General features: G+C 57.3%; 11 protein-coding genes and 1 pseudogene. 5 read left to right on the forward strand and 7 right to left on the reverse strand.

All coding sequences use genetic code 11. The features are described from left to right. Window positions 1-6 precede the first annotated feature (6 nt). Window positions 7-1,074 carry a LacI family DNA-binding transcriptional regulator gene (locus tag ABD796_RS00050; RefSeq protein WP_344900921.1) on the forward strand — a complete coding sequence of 356 codons (1,068 nt, stop codon included), beginning with the start codon at window positions 7-9 and terminating at the stop codon, window positions 1,072-1,074. A gap of 309 nt (window positions 1,075-1,383) precedes the next feature. On the opposite strand, the gene ABD796_RS00055 is transcribed toward ABD796_RS00050, so the two are convergent. Further along, entirely contained in the window at window positions 1,384-1,956 is a 573-nt protein-coding gene (locus ABD796_RS00055; RefSeq protein ID WP_344900924.1) for an NUDIX domain-containing protein, read from the reverse strand. Window positions 1,957-2,440: 484 nt separating this feature from the next. Here ABD796_RS00055 and ABD796_RS00060 point away from each other — a divergent pair, with 484 nt between their 5' ends. After that, window positions 2,441-3,325, forward strand: coding sequence for a helix-turn-helix domain-containing protein (locus tag ABD796_RS00060; RefSeq protein WP_344900927.1), 885 nt, complete (start codon window positions 2,441-2,443; stop codon window positions 3,323-3,325). A gap of 879 nt (window positions 3,326-4,204) precedes the next feature. Here ABD796_RS00060 and ABD796_RS00065 read toward each other — a convergent pair. The 4 genes from ABD796_RS00065 to ABD796_RS00080 all read right to left on the reverse strand — a co-directional run bounded on the left by ABD796_RS00065 (window position 4,205) and on the right by ABD796_RS00080 (window position 9,360). Continuing rightward, entirely contained in the window at window positions 4,205-5,287 is a 1,083-nt protein-coding gene (locus ABD796_RS00065) for a glycoside hydrolase family 172 protein (protein ID WP_344900930.1), read from the reverse strand. A gap of 423 nt (window positions 5,288-5,710) precedes the next feature. After that, window positions 5,711-6,949, reverse strand: coding sequence for a Gfo/Idh/MocA family protein (locus ABD796_RS00070; protein WP_344900933.1), 1,239 nt, complete (start codon window positions 6,947-6,949; stop codon window positions 5,711-5,713). 332 nt (window positions 6,950-7,281) lie between these two features. After that, window positions 7,282-8,100, reverse strand: a complete 819-nt coding sequence (locus tag ABD796_RS00075; RefSeq protein WP_344900936.1) for a dienelactone hydrolase family protein — start codon at window positions 8,098-8,100, stop codon at window positions 7,282-7,284. A gap of 300 nt (window positions 8,101-8,400) precedes the next feature. Next, a complete protein-coding gene (locus tag ABD796_RS00080; protein ID WP_344900939.1) occupies window positions 8,401-9,360 on the reverse strand; it encodes a D-2-hydroxyacid dehydrogenase in 960 nt (319 codons plus the stop codon). Between the two features lie 359 nt (window positions 9,361-9,719). Between ABD796_RS00080 and ABD796_RS00085 the strand changes: the two genes are divergently transcribed. The 3 genes and pseudogenes from ABD796_RS00085 to ABD796_RS00095 all read left to right on the forward strand — a co-directional run. Next, window positions 9,720-11,477 carry an ABC transporter ATP-binding protein gene (locus ABD796_RS00085; protein WP_344900942.1) on the forward strand — a complete coding sequence of 586 codons (1,758 nt, stop codon included), beginning with the start codon at window positions 9,720-9,722 and terminating at the stop codon, window positions 11,475-11,477. Beyond that, window positions 11,458-13,284 carry an ABC transporter ATP-binding protein gene (locus tag ABD796_RS00090; RefSeq protein WP_344900945.1) on the forward strand — a complete coding sequence of 609 codons (1,827 nt, stop codon included), beginning with the start codon at window positions 11,458-11,460 and terminating at the stop codon, window positions 13,282-13,284. Before ABD796_RS00085 ends, ABD796_RS00090 begins: the two co-directional genes overlap by 20 nt. A gap of 26 nt (window positions 13,285-13,310) precedes the next feature. Next, window positions 13,311-13,613: pseudogene (locus tag ABD796_RS00095) on the forward strand (Rpn family recombination-promoting nuclease/putative transposase); the annotation flags it as partial. A 64-nt stretch (window positions 13,614-13,677) separates the two neighbouring features. Here the strand turns inward: ABD796_RS00095 and ABD796_RS00100 are convergent. Continuing rightward, window positions 13,678-15,000 (reverse strand): ABC transporter substrate-binding protein, encoded by a 1,323-nt coding sequence (locus ABD796_RS00100; RefSeq protein WP_344900951.1) that lies wholly within the window; start codon window positions 14,998-15,000, stop codon window positions 13,678-13,680. Between the two features lie 638 nt (window positions 15,001-15,638). Next, window positions 15,639-16,553 carry a DinB family protein gene (locus ABD796_RS00105; protein ID WP_344900954.1) on the reverse strand — a complete coding sequence of 305 codons (915 nt, stop codon included), beginning with the start codon at window positions 16,551-16,553 and terminating at the stop codon, window positions 15,639-15,641. Window positions 16,554-16,733 lie beyond the last annotated feature (180 nt).

The raw sequence follows: 16,733 nt of genomic DNA on the forward strand, positions 1-16,733 counted from the left end.
ATTGTCATGCCGCGAAAAAAAGCGGTGACGCTGAGCGACCTGTCCAGACAGCTCGGCTTGTCGGTGTATACCGTCTCGAAGGCGCTGCGCGGCCTTCCCGGCATGTCCGAGGAAACCCGCGCCGCCGTCGTCAAGGCCGCCGCCAAGCTCGGTTACCGTACCAAGGACCAGGAGCGCAGCCTCGCTGTGGAACGAATACCGATCATCCCTCACCAGCAGCGCCACTTCAAGTTTATCATTTCCGGACAAACCGGCAATTCGCGCATGTATCAGCTGCTGCTGGAAGGGCTTCAGGAGAAATTAAGCGAATACGGCCACTTGATCGAGACGCTGGTCCTGCCGTCCGGGCTGAATGCCCCGGCTTCGTTCGCGGCCTGGACCGAGAGGCATCATCTGCAGTTCGTCGACGGCGTCTTCCTCCCCCCGATGCTGCCTCCCCCGTATGAGAAGCTGCTGCTCGGGCTGGACATTCCGCGCGTGCTGCTCAACTTCCCTCCGCCGTCCGCGGAGACAGACAGCCTCGCCTGGGACGTCGGGACGGCGATTCACCAGTCCGTCCGCCACCTGCTGGACAACGGCCACAGGCGCATTCTGTACGTCGGCAGCATCCACGATCACCGCGGCCTCGCCCTGCGCTGGCACAGCTTCGTGAACGCGATGCGCGAGACGGGTCAGGAGCCTGTGGCCGCCGAGCACGTGACCGGGAGGTTCGCTCTGCGCGACTTGTGGCTGCGCGAGATAGCGGAGAAGCTGCCGGCTATGGGCGCCACCGCCATCCTGTGCGCGGTCGGGGATAATCTGGCGTGGATTTACCATGCCTGCAGCTCGCTTGGCCTGCGCATACCCGACGATTGCTCGCTGATCAGTCTGGAGCACGAAGCGCTCGAGACTATGCCGGAGCTGTCGCGCCCGATTCTGCTGATCCGCGAAACCGGCGTGAGGGCGGCGGAGCGCATGCTGTGGCGGCTCGCCAACCCGGGCTTGCCGTTCGAGCATATTTTGCTGCAGGGCGGCTTCTTCAAGGGCAAGACCGTCCTTCCGCGAAAGGAAGACGAAGCCCGCAGGCGGCGATAGCGACCGGACGAAGCAGCAACAAAAAATCCCCGGTTCGTCCGCTAATGGACGAGCCGGGGCAAGCGGTATTGGACGTCGGGAGCACCGGGCCAGCGATGGACCCGTTTTGCCCCAACTGGGCGGAACGGGTCATGCGCAGAGCATCGGGTTTGCGATGAGGGCGTTTGACCCGAGCTGGGCCGAACGGCTCTAGCGCAAAGCATCGGGTCTGCGATGGGTCCGTTTGACCAGAGCTGGGTGGAACGGTTTGTACGCAAGCATCGGGTTTGCGATGGCCCGTTTTGACGAGGACCGTTAGCGTCTTGCTTCTCAGGAACCGGTGGAGACTTTGAACAGGCCGGCCTGCTTCAAGGAAGGGACGTCGCTCTCGACTTGCTGCAAGCCCTCGCCTTGGCCGTTAAAGGCGATGTCGACCAGCCATCGGGTAAACGGAGCCACGTTCATCCCCTCCATCTCCTCCTGATCGAAAAATCCGGCCGCATCGACCTCGTAATTATCCGGAGTCGGCTCCCCGCTTACATATTCCATTTCGAAAGCCACATATACGTTATGGATATCCCGGGGCTGGTCGCGCAGCGCCAGAATGCCTACCGCTTTGCTGACAATGCCCGCTTCCTCGGACACTTCCCGCTCGATCGTCCGATGGATTTGCTCATGCTGCTCGATATAGCCGCCGGGGTTCGTCCAGTAGCCTTTGCCCGGCTCCTGGGCCCGCCGTACGAGGAGCACCTTGCCGTCCTTTTTCAACAACGCTCCTACGCCGATGCTGTAGGACCCCCAATGCACGAACGGGCAAGCCGGGCAAGCCAGACGATCGTGGTCGTCGATCTTGCGTATTTCGAGCTTCGTTCCGCAGCTTGAACAAAATTGTATGGTGGACATCGCCATTCTCCTCTACTCGTTTCGGATGCGATCCCATGGTCGCAAGCCGATCTGTCGCATCGCCGCGCCGTCTCGACCGTAGCAGTCCCGGCTCGCGACCGCGTATGCGATATCGAGTACTATTGTAAAAGATGCGGGCCGCTCGTGTAAACAACGATCTGCTTCAACCGATTGTGGCTTATGACGGTAGGTACGCACGCATCCAAAACCGGACACTCGAACCATAGTGCCCAGATACAATCCCGACTGGAGATGGGGATGGGGTTTGAGACCGAACCCGCCTGAATGACCGCCAACGAATGCGTTCGTCGCTGGAACTAATGAACGTTACGCGTCTCCGATTGGATAACCGCAGTATGCAGGAGTTTGCAACAGTATGCAGGAGTATGCAGCGGTATGCAACAGTACACAGCAGTATGCAGCGGCATGCAGGTCCCTGCCGGAAATTGGAACTGGATACGAGTTCCCACTGGAGTTGATGCGCATGAAGCCGGAATCGAACGGCATGGATCTTGACCGCCTGTCGCCCTACATCAGGGTTGCGCTCGATCATTACCTCTCTCCGGGATGGGTCATTCGCGAACGCGCCCTGCTCGATTACGAGCTGCTTTATGTGATGGAGGGCCGCCTGAACGTATCGCTTGCCGATGGCGAGCATGTAGGGAAGCCAGGCGATCTGTTTCTGTTCAAGCCGGGGCAGCACCATACTTTGACTGTCGTCGGCTCCGAGCCGGTCCGGCAGCCGCACGTCCATTTCGACCTTCATTTCAGGCCGGATAGCCCGTCCGTGAACGTCTCGTTCAAGCCGCTGGCGGAGATGACCGCCGAGGAACGGTCGCTGATCCGCGAGGACGTCTGCTCCGGACCGCCGTTCGATTTACCGACCCGTTTTCCGCTGCGCAACCCGACCGTATTCGAGCATATGCTGCTCGATCTCATTCGCGAATACCGGCTCGGCCTGCCTTTCGGCCAAACGGCGGCCAAGGGCGCTTTTTTGCGTCTATGGGTTTACTTGCTGCGCGAGCATACGTGGAGCCGCAACTCCCGCCTTCATGCGAATTGGGAGCGGCTTATGCGCGTGAAACAGTACATCGATCACAAGCCGGAGCAGGATATGTCCCTCGCCGCGCTCGCCGATATCGCCGACCTGAGTCCTTCCTATTTCCTGCGCGCGTTCTCGCAAGCATTCGGCTTGTCTCCGATCAAGTACCACCAAACGGTAAGGATCAGAAAGGCACGGGATATGATCCGTTTTACGTCGCTGCCTCTAACCGAAATTGCCGAGCAGGTCGGCTTTCGCAGCATTCACGCCTTCAGCCGGGCATTCAAACGGATCGATGGCATATCGCCTTCACAGCACCGGACCTAGCGCACTATAGATGAGCCATATCATATATGCCGCCCGATGATCGAGCCACCGGGTGCCAGGGTCAATGTCAGTGTCAACTCCAGTGCCAGATCTAGTTCCGGTGTCAGATCTAGTGCCGGCACCCGCAATCAACTAGCAGTCGGCAAATCGGGCTCCCCTGGCTCCACCAGCATCCGTTAGTGTGCGAAAGAACCTTATCTACTCCAAAGTCGGGCCTTTTCGCGGGGTTAATGTTCTTTGGAGCACTATGCCCCCTCCAAACTCCGCCAAATCGGGCTTCCCCTGGCTCCACCGGCATCCGTTAGTGTGCGAAAGAACCTTATCTACTCAAAAAGGCGGCCTTTTCGCGGGGTTAATGTTCTTTTGAGCACTATGCCCCCTCCTAACGCCGCCAAATCGGGCTTCCCCTGCTCCACCAGCATCCGTTAGTGTGCGAAAGAACCTTATCTACTACAAAGCCGGGCCTTTTCGCGGGGTTAATGTTCTTTGGAGCACTATGCCCCCTCCAAACTCCGCCAAATGGGGCTCCCCCGGCTCCACCGGCATCCGTTAGTGTGCGAAAGAACCTTATCTACTCAAAAAGGCGGCCTTTTCGCGGGGTTAATGTTCTTTGGAACACTATACCCCTCCAAACTCCGCCAAGTCGGGCTCCCCCAGCTCCACCGGCATCCGATAGTGTGCGAAAGATACGCGAAAGAGCCTTATCTACTCCAAAACCGGGCTTTTTCGCGAGCGTATTGCTCTTTTGAACACTATGCCCCTTCTAGCGCTGCCAACTCTGGGGTCTCCCCCAAAAACCGGCTTTCTCCCCTACAGCGCCAAGAGCCCCGGATCGGCCTTCCCCGATAGAGGCGGCGCTCACTGAGCGCGCTCCCCAGCTCAATTCACCTCCAGGTCGTCCTTACCGGGCAGCGGCGCAAAAGGCGCATGCGGCTCCGCCTGATACCAGAACGCCGTCGAGGCGATATCGTCCTGCAGCGGCAAATACCGTCCCCCGGAACGCCAGCCGAGTGCCTGAATCGTCACGCGCAGCTCGCTTTCAAAACGAATCGGGTCCATCACATGCCAGCGGTACATACCAAACCGCTGCTGACTGCGGTAAAGCCCGTCCGGCTTCAATACTTGATGCATGCCCAAATACGCCGTGGAGTAGGTTCCGTATTCGCCCTTAGGCTGCTCCCAATTCCACGCCCCGCCGAAGTAGTCCTCCGTCCCCGTACCGCAAATCGTCGGAAATTCCTCGTCCCCGTCCAAATAAAACTTGATCTCGCCTTCCCCAAACCAGCCGGAACTATTCGACTGCCATGCCAAATACGTCCCGACATAATGCCCGTGACCGCTCACCCCGTCCAGCACCGTATGCACCTGATTGTACGCAAGCGGATGGCTGCGGCGCCAGGATGCATGGAAATAAGCCGCGTCGTCCGGCACCTCGGTCAGCGTGTAATCGATTTGGTAATAAAGTACGGCATCTTTTTCATCGATATTTTCTATCGTTATTTTGGCCGATCGGCGAAACGGCATTTCCCAGTAGCAGTTCATCCCTCCCGCCGGATTAACGGCGACGGGCAACGACTGAACGTTGCTGCGCTCGCACCAGCCGTTGCAAAAAAAGTCGCCGATCGGCGCTTCGACGGACGGCTGCTCCTCCCCGTCCCAGTACATACGGATGATCAGCGTACGCCATGTCGTCGGAAAACAGGTCAGCCATATATGCTGAATCGCGCCAGGCTCCGTCACTTCCGCCAGCGTAAACGTCGATTTGGCCGGAACCAGCACGGAAGGAGACACCTTCCAGCCTTGCCCCAGATCGCGGGACGCCGTCAGTCCGGTCCCTTCCGTAGCCATCCCGCCTTGGCCTTTCTCGCCCTTCCAATTTTCCGGGCTGATCGACCGGGTCTTGGCCCGCGAAAGGCGCGACAATGTCCCCAGTCCCATTCCCAATCCGTTAAAAAGCTGCATCCCGATTCCTCCTGTAAGCGGCCGCCCGCAGCGGGCCGGCTTGAAGTATTGATCCGCTTTCATTGTACCGGGTTTGAAACGTCGCGGCTTTAGCGGAGATGGGTAACTTGTTAACCCGTATTGCTCTTTTTGTCGTGCCGCCTTTTATCCGATCAGGGGGTCGAGGCCGCGCCGCACCTTCACTACGCAGCAACAAAAGGCCAACCCGTACCTTGACCGGGCAAATCGGATATTTACCAGCTAGACAGGAATCGCACAGCTACCCATTTTCTACAGAGTCCGAGATTAACATTTTCATCGCTCAAGGTACCAGAACATGCTGGCTGACCTAATCATACGAAAGACGCCCCCTTTCCACCTGAAAACGGCAGTCGGGAAGCGTCTATTTTGAATTCCGCTATTCAAGCTATCGTCTGTTCAAGCTTATAACCGGTACAACGACTCGTCGATCGTGTCCAGCGAATATTTGCCTGCCGGAACCGGTTGACGGCTGATCCATTTACCCTTCGTAAAGTCCGGAATGGCGACGGGAGCGCTGCCGAGCGCCACCGATTCCTCGGACAATACGGTGATAGCCATCCAGACAGCGGTGTCGTAGACGTCGATCGGAGTCGGGGTGTTGTCTCTGACGCTTTCGGCAAACGCCCGCAGCACCAGATGATCCATACCGCCATGCCCGCTGCGGATGCCTTCCTTGATATATTCCTTCCACAACGGATGATCGTATTCGCCCAAGTAATTGTCGAACGATTCCCACTGATGCTCCGGACTTCTGCCTTCGATATGAATGGAGTTGTTGTCCTCCATCCACAGCCCTTTCGTTCCCTGCACCCGTCCGGCGCGCGAATACGGACGCGGCAGCGTCGTGTCGTGGACGAGCAGGATCGTTTCGCCGTGCGCGCATTTGATCATCGTCGTCACGATATCGCCTTGGGCGAATTCGGTTTTGGCCAAATCGCTCGTTTCGCCGAACTTGTCTGTCGCCCATTGGCGGATGCCGCGCGCCTTCGAAGACATCGAAGTGAGCGTGAGCATCCGGTTGCCGTTGTTAATATTCAAAATTTTCGAAATCGGTCCGAGTCCGTGAATCGGATACAGCTCCCCGTTGCGGTTCAAATAATTGCGATAGCGGTTGTGGCGGTTTTGCTCGCCCATCGCCACCTCATGGCGCAAATCGTGCTCATAGCCGCACTGGCAATGAATCAGCTCGCCCAGCAGCCCTTGCTTCACGATGTTCAGCACGGCCAGCTCGTTGCGGCCGTAGCAGCAGTTTTCGAGCAGCATACAGGGCATTCCGGTCTGCTCGGAGACGCGTACCAGCTCCCAGCACTCTTCCAGGGAGGCGGCTCCGCCGACTTCGATCGCCGCGTACTTGCCGGCGCGCATGGCTGCGATCGCGATCTCGGCATGCGTAATCCATGTCGTGGCGACGACGACGCCCTGCACGTCTTCCCGTTTGAGCAGTTCGTGGTAGTTCGCATAGCCTTCGGCTTGCGGCCGCCCCGCTTCCGTCACCATATTCAACCCCAGTTGGAGACGATCCTCGAACGCATCGCACACTGCGGAAATTTCCACATCCTCCATAGCAAGCAGGTTACCGAGCAGGCCTCTTCCCCGGCCGCCCAATCCGATAACGGCCAGCTTCACTTTGGAATTCCCCATGGTCCCATTCCTTCCTTCCGCCGCCTTGATCGCGGCACTTCTGGTTCGACAAGCATCGGCTTGTCAACGCTTCCACTTTTGTTCCGACAAGCTATCGCTTCCCGAGACGTTGGCAGTCTGTGCGTTCCCGGATGTTAAACTGACAAAAGAGTACATAATCAATCATACCCGAAACAATACGATCTATCAACGCACAAAAACAAACAAAACCGTTGTTTTTTTATTTCAGTAATCGATTGCTTCAAGTAACAAAAAACCTTCTCGGTCGCTTCATGACCGAAAAGGTTTTTGATGCTCGTCGCTTTTTTACGGCACCGCTTGAGGGTAGGCAGTCACTCCAACACGCTTTGCAGAAACGAGAGCGTCCGCACGAAAGCATCGCGCGCCGACCGGACGTGATACGCCGGACGGGAATCGTTAAAAAACGCATGGGGCGCCTCGGGGTAGACGTGGTACTCGAACGACTTTCCGGCCGCGGCCAGCTTCTGCGCGAATTCGGGTACGGCTTCCGTAATCCGTTTGTCCTGCTCGCCGTAGAAGCCGAGCAGCTTGGCGCGGATCGGTTCGACCGGAATAGTCGGCGGCAAGCTTCCGTAGAAAATGACCGCTCCGCGCAGCTGATCGTCTTTAGCCGCCAGTGCTGCCGACAAGCCCCCGCCGAGGCAGAAGCCGACGGAAGCGACTCCTTGCCCGCGCGAAGGAGCGTACGTATCGCGCAAAAACGCAGCGGCAGCGACGATCTGCTCGACGAAGGCGTCGTAGCTTCCGCCCAGGTTAAACAGCCGCTCCAACGTCTCCCCGATCTTTCTCCCGTCGTCTCCGGGCAGAAGCGCCAGCGCTGCGCCGCGCTCCTCCGGATTGCGCCAGGAAGACTGAGGAATCGTATTGAGAAACGACTTCGCCGCATCGACCCGGTCAAAATCAAGCTCCTCCGGGCGGGAACCGGCATGCGCGAACAAGTCGGGGGCAAACGCCGCATAACCGGCTTGGGCAATTCTACGGGTTACATCCTGAATGTGCCGGTCCACTCCCCATATTTCCTGCAATACGATTACGGCAGGCAAGGAAGACGTCACGTTTGCGGGACGAGCCGCGAAACCCGAATAACGCAAACGGTCCCCGTAAGGAATCCACTCTTCATATAAGCTCATGATGTACCTCCGTTTCTCTATGAATCGAAAGAGGCGGCACGCCGGCGGGAATGGTATCTCCGAACCGACGGATGCCGCCTCCGGTTAACCGGTGAGCCCGACCATTATTACCGACTATTCTTATCGGTTTATAATAGATCATAACATCCAATCGGGGCACCGTCAATAATTTCCCAACCTTCTGCTTAGGGCTATCGCATTTAGAAAAATCGGCGGCAAATCGAGGCTGCGGTGACCCTTGCTCCCCAATTCGCGCCTGAAATCGCATTCCCTATTCGGCTATATCGGGTGGAACAAGCTTCAATACATCCGTTCGGGCGGGATCAGGTTAATCGGCAACATGCGGCCGAGCCGGTACGCCTCCAGATTGGCGATGAACAGGTCGACGGCGCGCCGGTTATAGTGGCTCGTCCCGCCGGTATGGTGCGGCGTGATGATGACATTGTCGAAGCCCCACAGCGGGTGCTCCGCAGGCAGCGGCTCCTCTTCGAACACGTCAAGGCCCGCTCCGGCGATCCAGCCTTCCCGCAGCGCCTCCAGGAGAGCGCCGGTATCGGTCGTGCCCCCTCGGCCTATATTCATGTAGAACGCGTCCGGCTTCATCAGACGGAAGCGGTCGCGATCCATAATCCCTTTCGTCTCCGCGGTCAGCGGCAGGCAATTGACGATATAATCGCTCTCGGCAAGCACGTCCGACAAACCGGCAAAGGTCGTCATCCGATCCACAAACGGTTCCGCCTCCCCGGATCGCCGCACCCCGAGCACTTGCATCCGGAACGCTTTGGCCAGCCGCGCGACTTCGCGGCCGATCTCCCCGACTCCGAGAATTCCGATCGTCTGACCGTGCGCCTCTCCCTGGTCCCGCTGCGGCTCCCATCGACGCTCCGCCTGATTGCGGACGGCGCGGTGCAGCCGTCTTGTAAAAGCCAGCAGCATCGCAAACACCGACTCCGAGATCGGATAGGCGTGAACGCCGCTCGCGTTCGTGAGCCATATGCCCCGCTCCTTGATCGCGTCCAAAGGCAGCTTCTCGATGCCCGCCCCCCAGCCTTGCAGCCAGCGGAGCGCAGAGTCCGGGGCCAGCGACAGCTGCTTCGCCCTCGCATTCCAACCGCAGATGATTTCCGCCTCCCGGTAATGCCTATCCTCGAGCGGCTGCTCCGCGGTCCACACCTCCGACTCCGGGGCCGCCTGCCGAATCCGCTCCAGCTGCTCCGGCTCCAGCTTGGCCAATACCAAAATACTTGACGCTTTTGTCATCACTCATGCCCTCCCGTCAGGTTCATTCTCCCTTCTATCATACAGGATCGGAACGGGCAATGCCCGCTTATTCCGCTGCAACGAGGCAAGTTCGCCGCGACTAGCGGGTCCCCTCGTGTCGTACGTGCGCTCGCCCGGCCATTGTGCAGTAGAACGACTTGGTCGCCCGATCATTAGCCGACAAATCATTTAATGGCGTTATTCGGCAAATTAAGAAGAATGGTCCGCGCTATGTTCCCATACAGCGGAAATACGAGTGAATACGCCCCCAATCCCGGATTTCTCGCGGGTGAAAGTTTACGGAGGCCCACGTATAATGAACATTTGAGATGAAATTTGATAACGGGAAGTGGTGAACGTTGCAACCTCCGCGTCTGCTGCTCGGTTATTTGCGGTCCAACTGGTATAAATACGCCGCGGCCATCCTCGCCATAACCGTAGCAAACGTAGTTCAATCGATTTACCCGCGAGTGCTGGGAGACTTCACGGATACGCTGCACGCGGGCGGCATTACCCGCGAGGCGATCGTCGATTCCAGTCTGAAGCTGCTCGCCATCGGCCTGACGTTCGGCCTGCTCACCGCCGTCGGCCAATTCGTCATTATGAAACTCGGACGCCGCTTCGAGTTCGTGACGCGCCAGAAGCTGTTCGTTCATTTCACGAGACTCAGCGAAACCTACTACTCCAAACACGGCGTCGGACAGCTCCTCAGCTACGTCATGAACGACGTCACCTCCGTGCGCGAGTCCATCTCGATGGGCATCAACCAGACGACCAATGCGGTCATTCTGATCCTATCGGTCATGTTCATGATGTCGATCAGCTCGATTCCGTTGTACCTCATCGTCACGTGCATGGTGCCGCTGCTGGCCATACCGTTCGTTGTCGTCCTCTTCGGACGGCCGATCCGCCAACGCTCGTTGAAAGTGCAGGAGTCGCTGGCCAAAATGACGGAAACCGCCGAAGAGCAGTTCGGGGGCATCCGCGTCACGAAAAAGTTTGCCGTGGAACCGGTCATGCGGGAGCGGTTCGGGCGGACGGTCGACCGGGTTGCCGACAACCAGCTCCGGCTCGTACGCATGTCTTCGCTGTTTCAGGCGCTGCTGCCGTTTCTCGGCGGGCTGTCGCTGATCGTCGCTATCGCCTTCGGTGGCTTTCTGACGATTCAAGGCTCCATTACGATCGGACATTTCGTCTCGCTGACGCTGTATTTGCGCATGATCGTCAACCCCTTGCAGCAAATTGGCAACGTTATCAACACTATGCAGCGGTCTCGCGCCTCCCTGACGCGGCTTAGCGACCTGCTCGCCGTACAGCCGGACATCCGCGAAAGCGAACGGGCCGCTCCGCTCAAGCGGGGGGCCTCCGACATCCGCATCAGCGGCTTGTCGTTCACCTATCCGGGCAGCGCGCAGAAGGCGCTCGACAACATCGAGCTGACCGTTCCCGCCGGCAGGACGCTCGGGATCATCGGCAAGACCGGCAGCGGCAAAACAACACTCGTCAAGCTGCTGCTGCGCGTCTACGAGCCCCCCGAAGGAACGATCCGCATCGGCGGGCAAGATATCCGCCATGCCACGCTGGAAAGCTTGCGCACCCAGATCGGCTATGTGCCCCAGGACGGGTTTCTGTTCAGTACGACGATCCGCGACAATATCGCCTTCTCGAACAGAAGCTCCGCAGCGGAGCCGGCGTACAAAGCCGCCAAACAAGCGCAAATTTACGATAACATCATGCAGTTTCCCGAGCAGTTCGAGACGAAGCTCGGCGAGCGGGGCATTACGCTATCCGGCGGCCAGCGCCAGCGTACGAGCCTGGCGCGTGGCTTTCTGAAGGAAGCGCCGATTCTCGTGCTCGACGACAGCGTCAGTGCCGTCGACGCCGTTACCGAAACGGATATTATCGACAGTCTGCGCGCCGAGCGGAGCGACAAAACAACGATCATTATCGCCCACCGCATCAGCGCGATCAAGCATGCCGACGAGATCGTCGTGCTGGACAAGGGAGCGGTCGTGCAGCGGGGAACGCATGAGCAGCTGATCGCCCAGCAAGGGATTTACGCCTCCCTTTACGCCATTCAAGAGGAGGGGACGCGCCATGCCGCCGGAGAAGCCTGAACGCGCCAAAACGGACAGCAGCGAGATCAGCAGTTCGTATAACGTGAGCAAGGAGGAGCGCAGCGCCGCCTTCCGCTTTATTACCGCCTATGCCCGGCCGTTCCGCGGCCGATTTGCACTCATTTTCCTGTTCACGCTGCTGGCCATCGCCGCGGATCTGCTGCAGCCTTATTTGGTCAAGATCGCCATCGACGACAATCTGCTGGCCGGGCGCAACGATTACCGCATGCTGCTGGGCATTTGCGCGGTCTATCTGATCTTTGTCGTCCTTGGCCTCGTCTTCACTTATTTTCAAAACAACATGCTGCAATACGTCGGACAGCATATCGTCGCGCGCATCCGCAAAGATTTGTTCCGGCATATATCGAAGCTGTCGATGTCGTTTTTCGACCGCTTTCCGAACGGCAGCCTCGTCACGCACGTGTCGAGCGATACGGAGACGCTGAACCAGTTTTTCACCCAAGTGCTGCTCAGCTTGATGCGCGACGGCATGACGCTGCTGTTCATCGTCGCCCTGATGTTCCATCTGGACCCGGTGCTGGCCGGCTACAGCATGATTCTGCTGCCGATCATCGCCGGCATCGCCATCGGCTTCCGCTCGTATATGCGCAGAATTTACCAAATCACCCGGACGCAGCTGTCCCGGCTGATCGCCTTCACGGCGGAAAACCTAGCCGGCATGAACCTGATTCAAGCGTTCCATCAGCAAAAAGAGCAGCAGCGCTCGTTCGACGAGCAGAACCGGCGCTACTTCGGCGCCAACGTCCGCGAAGTCCGGACCAATGTGCTGTTCAACCGTTCGTTCGATATGCTCGGCAACCTGTCCATCGCATTTATCGTCTGGGTCGGCGGAATGGCCGTATTCGAACGGACGATGGAGTTCGGCGTGCTGTATGCGTTCATTACGTACATCCGGCAATTTTTCCAGCCGATCAACTCCATTACGCAGCAGTGGAACACGCTCCAATCCACGACCGTCTCGATGGACCGGCTGTGGCGGCTGTTCATGATCCCGGCGGAGGTACGCGACGCCGAGCCTCCCAAAGCGCTGCCAGCCGTTTCCGTGCAGGGCCGGGTCGACTACGACCACGTCCGCTTCAGCTATCAGGAAGGCATCCCGGTTCTGCACGATCTCGATCTGCACATCGCCGCAGGCGAAATGATCGGCATCGTCGGCGCGACCGGAGCGGGCAAAAGCTCGCTGATGAGCCTACTCTGCCGTTTCTACGACGTGCAGGAGGGCAGCGTCCGCATCGACGGCACGGACGTGCGCGACATCCCGCAGGCGAAGCTTCACCGGATCGTCGGACTCGTGCAGCAGGAGCCCTTCCTGTACTCGGGCAGCATTATCGACAACGTGCGGCTGTTCGACGAATCGATCTCGCGCGAGGACGTCATCAAGGCTTGCCGGTTCGTAGGAGCGGACAGCCTCATTACCCGGCTTCAGGACGGGTACGACACCCGGCTGTCCGAGCGGGGCAGCGGCTTGTCCGCCGGGGAGCGGCAGCTGATCTCGTTTGCACGGATCGTCGTCTTCCGCCCGAAAATTCTCATACTGGACGAGGCTACCGCCAATCTCGACTCGTACACCGAGCAGCTCGTCCAGTCGGCGCTGCAGATCGTCTCCAAAGGCCGCACGACACTCGTCATCGCGCATCGGCTGTCGACGATTATGCAGGCCGATCGCATCATCGTCATGAAGCGCGGCGAGATCGTCGAGCAGGGCACGCACCGCCAGCTGCTGGATCGCAAAGGCTACTACGAGCAGCTGTACAGCCATTCGCAAGGCACCCATGCGGTCGGTTAAAAGCCTTGGAGCTTCCAGCTTAGGATAGCAGCCAATCAAGTTGGGAGGCGTTAACGTTGAACGAGCCGATGTTGAAAAAAGCGATGGATACGTTGGAATTTTTAAGTCAGGATGCGGAAACACGGCTTGGGTACGAATCTCGCTTGAAATTTCTACGTGATGAAGCGTCGCGTATTCAAGGGGCTAAGGAAGAAGGAAAAACAGAAGGAGAAAAGCGGAAGGCGGAACAAATTGCGCTCAACATGCTTTCCATGGGATATTCCGTCTCCGACATCGCCAAAATCACGGAGCTATCCGAGGCGGACATTCAAGCTTTGAAAAAGCAGTAAAACGGACTGAAGAGCCGGGAAGCGAACAATTCGCTTCCTGGCTCTTTTTCATTTGACCATCCATTTATTTCTTCGACTTCAGCTCGGCAATCTTCTTGTTGAACTCCTCTTCCGCCTCTTTAAGAAGCGTATTCACATCGGACTTTCCGTTCATATAGTCCAGCAGCTTCGGGCCGGCCACTCCCAGCCCCGTAGAGTTGTAAGGCGAGGACAAGATCGGATCGGGGTATTTTTGCGTGAACACGGCTTTCAGATTTTTGCCTTTGGCGGCCGGATTGTTCTCGAAAGCATGCTCCAGTATCTTGGCGTTGTCCTTCAACGCGGTAATCCGTCCGTTTTTGGTGGCCTCCATCTGAACGTCCGGATCGGCGCTCAAATACGCCATAATCTGGAAAGACAAGTCGGCATGCTTGCTTCCTTTCGGAATGACGAAGCCGTCGGAGAATACGCCGACCCCGACTCCGGGCTTATCCTTGAATTCCGGGAACGTGACGATATCCCATTTCAATCCTGCTTTCTCCGCTGCGGCCATATCGTAGTTTTGCAGCTGTAAAATTTCCGGCATCATCGCTACCGTCCGGTTGCTCAGAAAATTGTTGCGCACGTCGCCAAACGATTTCATTTGAGGAGCGTTGGGATAATCGTTTATGCTTTTCATCGTCTCGAACATCCGCTTCCACCCTTCGGTCGCCAGAAGGGCTTTCTGTCCGGTACTGTCCACGTAGGAAAGACTCAATTGGCTCTGTACGCGGTTAAGACCCGTCGGCGGAAGGAGACCGATATATTGCGTATCCCCGTCTTTGCGCGAAATTCGTTTGCCGAGCTCGATGACTTCTTCCCAGGTCATATTGTCCTTCGGGTATGCGACGCCGAATTTGTCGAAAATATCCTTGTTGTAATGCAGGGCGAACACAAGAACATTGTACGGCAGGTACAGTATTTCCCCTTTCGGGGAATAGGACTTGATGCTGTCTAACATCTTCGCATCGTACTTATTGAAATCGAACCCGTGCTTTTTGGCGAGCGCCGTCAAATCCATCGGCACGTCATAATCGGCGAGCGGTCCTCCCATATTCGTGAGGCCTTGCCAGATGATGTCGGGAGTGTCATTCGTGGCGATCAAATCCTGGATTTCGCTTCCCTTTTTGTTCTCGACAACCTGGAGCGTTACGTACGGGAACTTTTTCTTCACGAACTGGTTGATATATTTTTCGAAATCGTCGATAGGCGTCATGGTGTAAAATTTTAATGTGACCGGGTCTTGCTTTTCAGGCGGCTTCACGGCATCTGCGCCGGTATTGGTTTGGGTAGTGCCTTGCGAGCTGCAGCCGGATAAAATAGCGAATACTATCGCCGCGCTCATAACCGCTTTTGCTTGTTTGAACATCGTATCACCCCATAGCAGAATAATGGACCCTTTTTCATCGCGCACGTATGATTACAAGCTTCGTTCCGGTTAACCTGATTCGGCGCCGATCTCCAATTGACACCGATTGGCGGGTCACCCCCTCATTCGACCTCTTTTTTGTAAGCGATTGCAGTTTGCCGTATTTGAACACATGCGGGTAAGTTTTTGTTTAAGCGTCATAACTAAAGATCTCGTTCCTCATAGAAGAACATCGTTCCTATAATATTGCAAAAATAAAACGAGACCAGCAAGTTTGGATTTAACCTCCATTCTATCGGATCCTCTTCAATCGGAGGGAGGAGGAAGAAAGCGCTTTTTCATTGCTATTCAGTTCCGCATTAAAGAACGATATTCTTTATTTAATAGTACCATGAGCTACTTTTCGTTTCAATACCATTTTTGTCATTTCGCTTGCGGGATCTATATTTTTTATTCCGGCGTCTTTCTGCCCCGTTTTTGTTTTTTTGACGACGGCCTATTCAGGAAGGCAGCTGCACAGCTAGCTTGTTATCGATTCCTGGTACAAAGTCAGAGCTAATCCTGTGTATTCGGGAAGACTCGATCCCTTGAGGTGCAAGGGATTCGTCCATTCCACGAATACGGTTTAAGGTATTCGTCTACCGAGAGTCGACTGCCTGCTCCCGAATCTCCCCGATCCGCCGAATATGTCCGTTCGCGTGACCGGCCATCGCTTTCATCAGCTTGCCGGCCGTCTCCGTCTGGCCGCTCGCCAGCGTTACGCTGCGCGCCAGCCCGTCCGGAATGTGCCGGCAGACGGTGCGTACATGCTCCCGCAGCAGCCGGAACAAGGCGACCTCGGTCGCGATCGGGCGCTCCGCATAGCGCATGCCCTCCGCCCAAGCATCCTGTTCGAACCGGCTGGAGGTATAGAGCCGCCCAGGCTCGGCGCTGGCGAGGATGAACTTCAGCTTGTGCGCCGCAGCCAGCTCCAGATCGACCAGATGCAGCGTCTGCTGGCGGATCGTCCATTTGCCGGGCGCGATCGCCCGGTCCAGGTCCGGCTCCGTCAGACCGGCTAGCGCCGCCTCCAGCTTGTCCGGTCCGGAGGCGTATAAAGCCAAGATGTGCTCGTCGGTCGCCGCAAATTCCTGCCAATAGACGGCAAGCTGTCCGTCCGGCAGCCGTATAGTCAGCGAACGCCAGCACAGCGGCTCCAGCTCGTCCTTCACGACGGCACCGGCGGCGGACGCCCGCTCCTTGATCGGGTCCAACGAACCGAACGTTTCGGCTATGCGGATATAGAATCGCTCCCCCGAAGCAGGCCGCTTCGCATCCGGGTCCGCCAGTTGCCGCTCCGTCTCTCCCTCCAGATCGCCTTCTCCTCCGACAAGCAGTGCCAACTCTCCACCCGGCAACCCAAACAAACGGCCCACGTTCTCTCCGTAGGCGTCTCCGCCGAGCGGCTCCCAGCCGAGCACGCTTGCGCAGAAAGCGGCGGCCGCGGCCGGCTCCTCCGCGCGCAAGACCAGCTTCGCCTTACACGGAACCCCGTTATCATTTGTATCGCTCATTCTGCCCCTCGCTTTCCTTTTATTGTATTACCCGATCGGAACGTTCCGATAGGCGCTAGACGCGGAACCGGTCATTTTTTTTAACAGCCTATCTATTCGGCAGTAGAGAATTATAATTGCACACAAAGCCTATCAACAGTGACTTCGGGTATTTTTTTGATCTCATGGATGATGCATGTA

Origin of the sequence: Paenibacillus hodogayensis (assembly GCF_039536325.1) — a bacterium.
Classification (GTDB): Bacteria; Bacillota; Bacilli; order Paenibacillales; family NBRC-103111; genus Paenibacillus_AB; species Paenibacillus_AB hodogayensis.

What these genes read in the sequence shown, in the direction of transcription:
- ABD796_RS00100 (WP_344900951.1), bottom strand. Translation starts at nt 15,000, where the DNA reads ATGTTCAAACAAGCAAAAGCGGTTATGAGCGCGGCGATAGTATTCGCT.
- ABD796_RS00070 (WP_344900933.1), bottom strand. Translation starts at nt 6,949, where the DNA reads ATGGGGAATTCCAAAGTGAAGCTGGCCGTTATCGGATTGGGCGGCCGG.
- ABD796_RS00080 (WP_344900939.1), bottom strand. Translation starts at nt 9,360, where the DNA reads ATGACAAAAGCGTCAAGTATTTTGGTATTGGCCAAGCTGGAGCCGGAG.
- ABD796_RS00065 (WP_344900930.1), bottom strand. Translation starts at nt 5,287, where the DNA reads ATGCAGCTTTTTAACGGATTGGGAATGGGACTGGGGACATTGTCGCGC.
- ABD796_RS00105 (WP_344900954.1), bottom strand. Translation starts at nt 16,553, where the DNA reads ATGAGCGATACAAATGATAACGGGGTTCCGTGTAAGGCGAAGCTGGTC.
- ABD796_RS00075 (WP_344900936.1), bottom strand. Translation starts at nt 8,100, where the DNA reads ATGAGCTTATATGAAGAGTGGATTCCTTACGGGGACCGTTTGCGTTAT.
- ABD796_RS00050 (WP_344900921.1), top strand. Translation starts at nt 7, where the DNA reads ATGCCGCGAAAAAAAGCGGTGACGCTGAGCGACCTGTCCAGACAGCTC.
- ABD796_RS00090 (WP_344900945.1), top strand. Translation starts at nt 11,458, where the DNA reads ATGCCGCCGGAGAAGCCTGAACGCGCCAAAACGGACAGCAGCGAGATC.
- ABD796_RS00055 (WP_344900924.1), bottom strand. Translation starts at nt 1,956, where the DNA reads ATGTCCACCATACAATTTTGTTCAAGCTGCGGAACGAAGCTCGAAATA.
- ABD796_RS00060 (WP_344900927.1), top strand. Translation starts at nt 2,441, where the DNA reads ATGAAGCCGGAATCGAACGGCATGGATCTTGACCGCCTGTCGCCCTAC.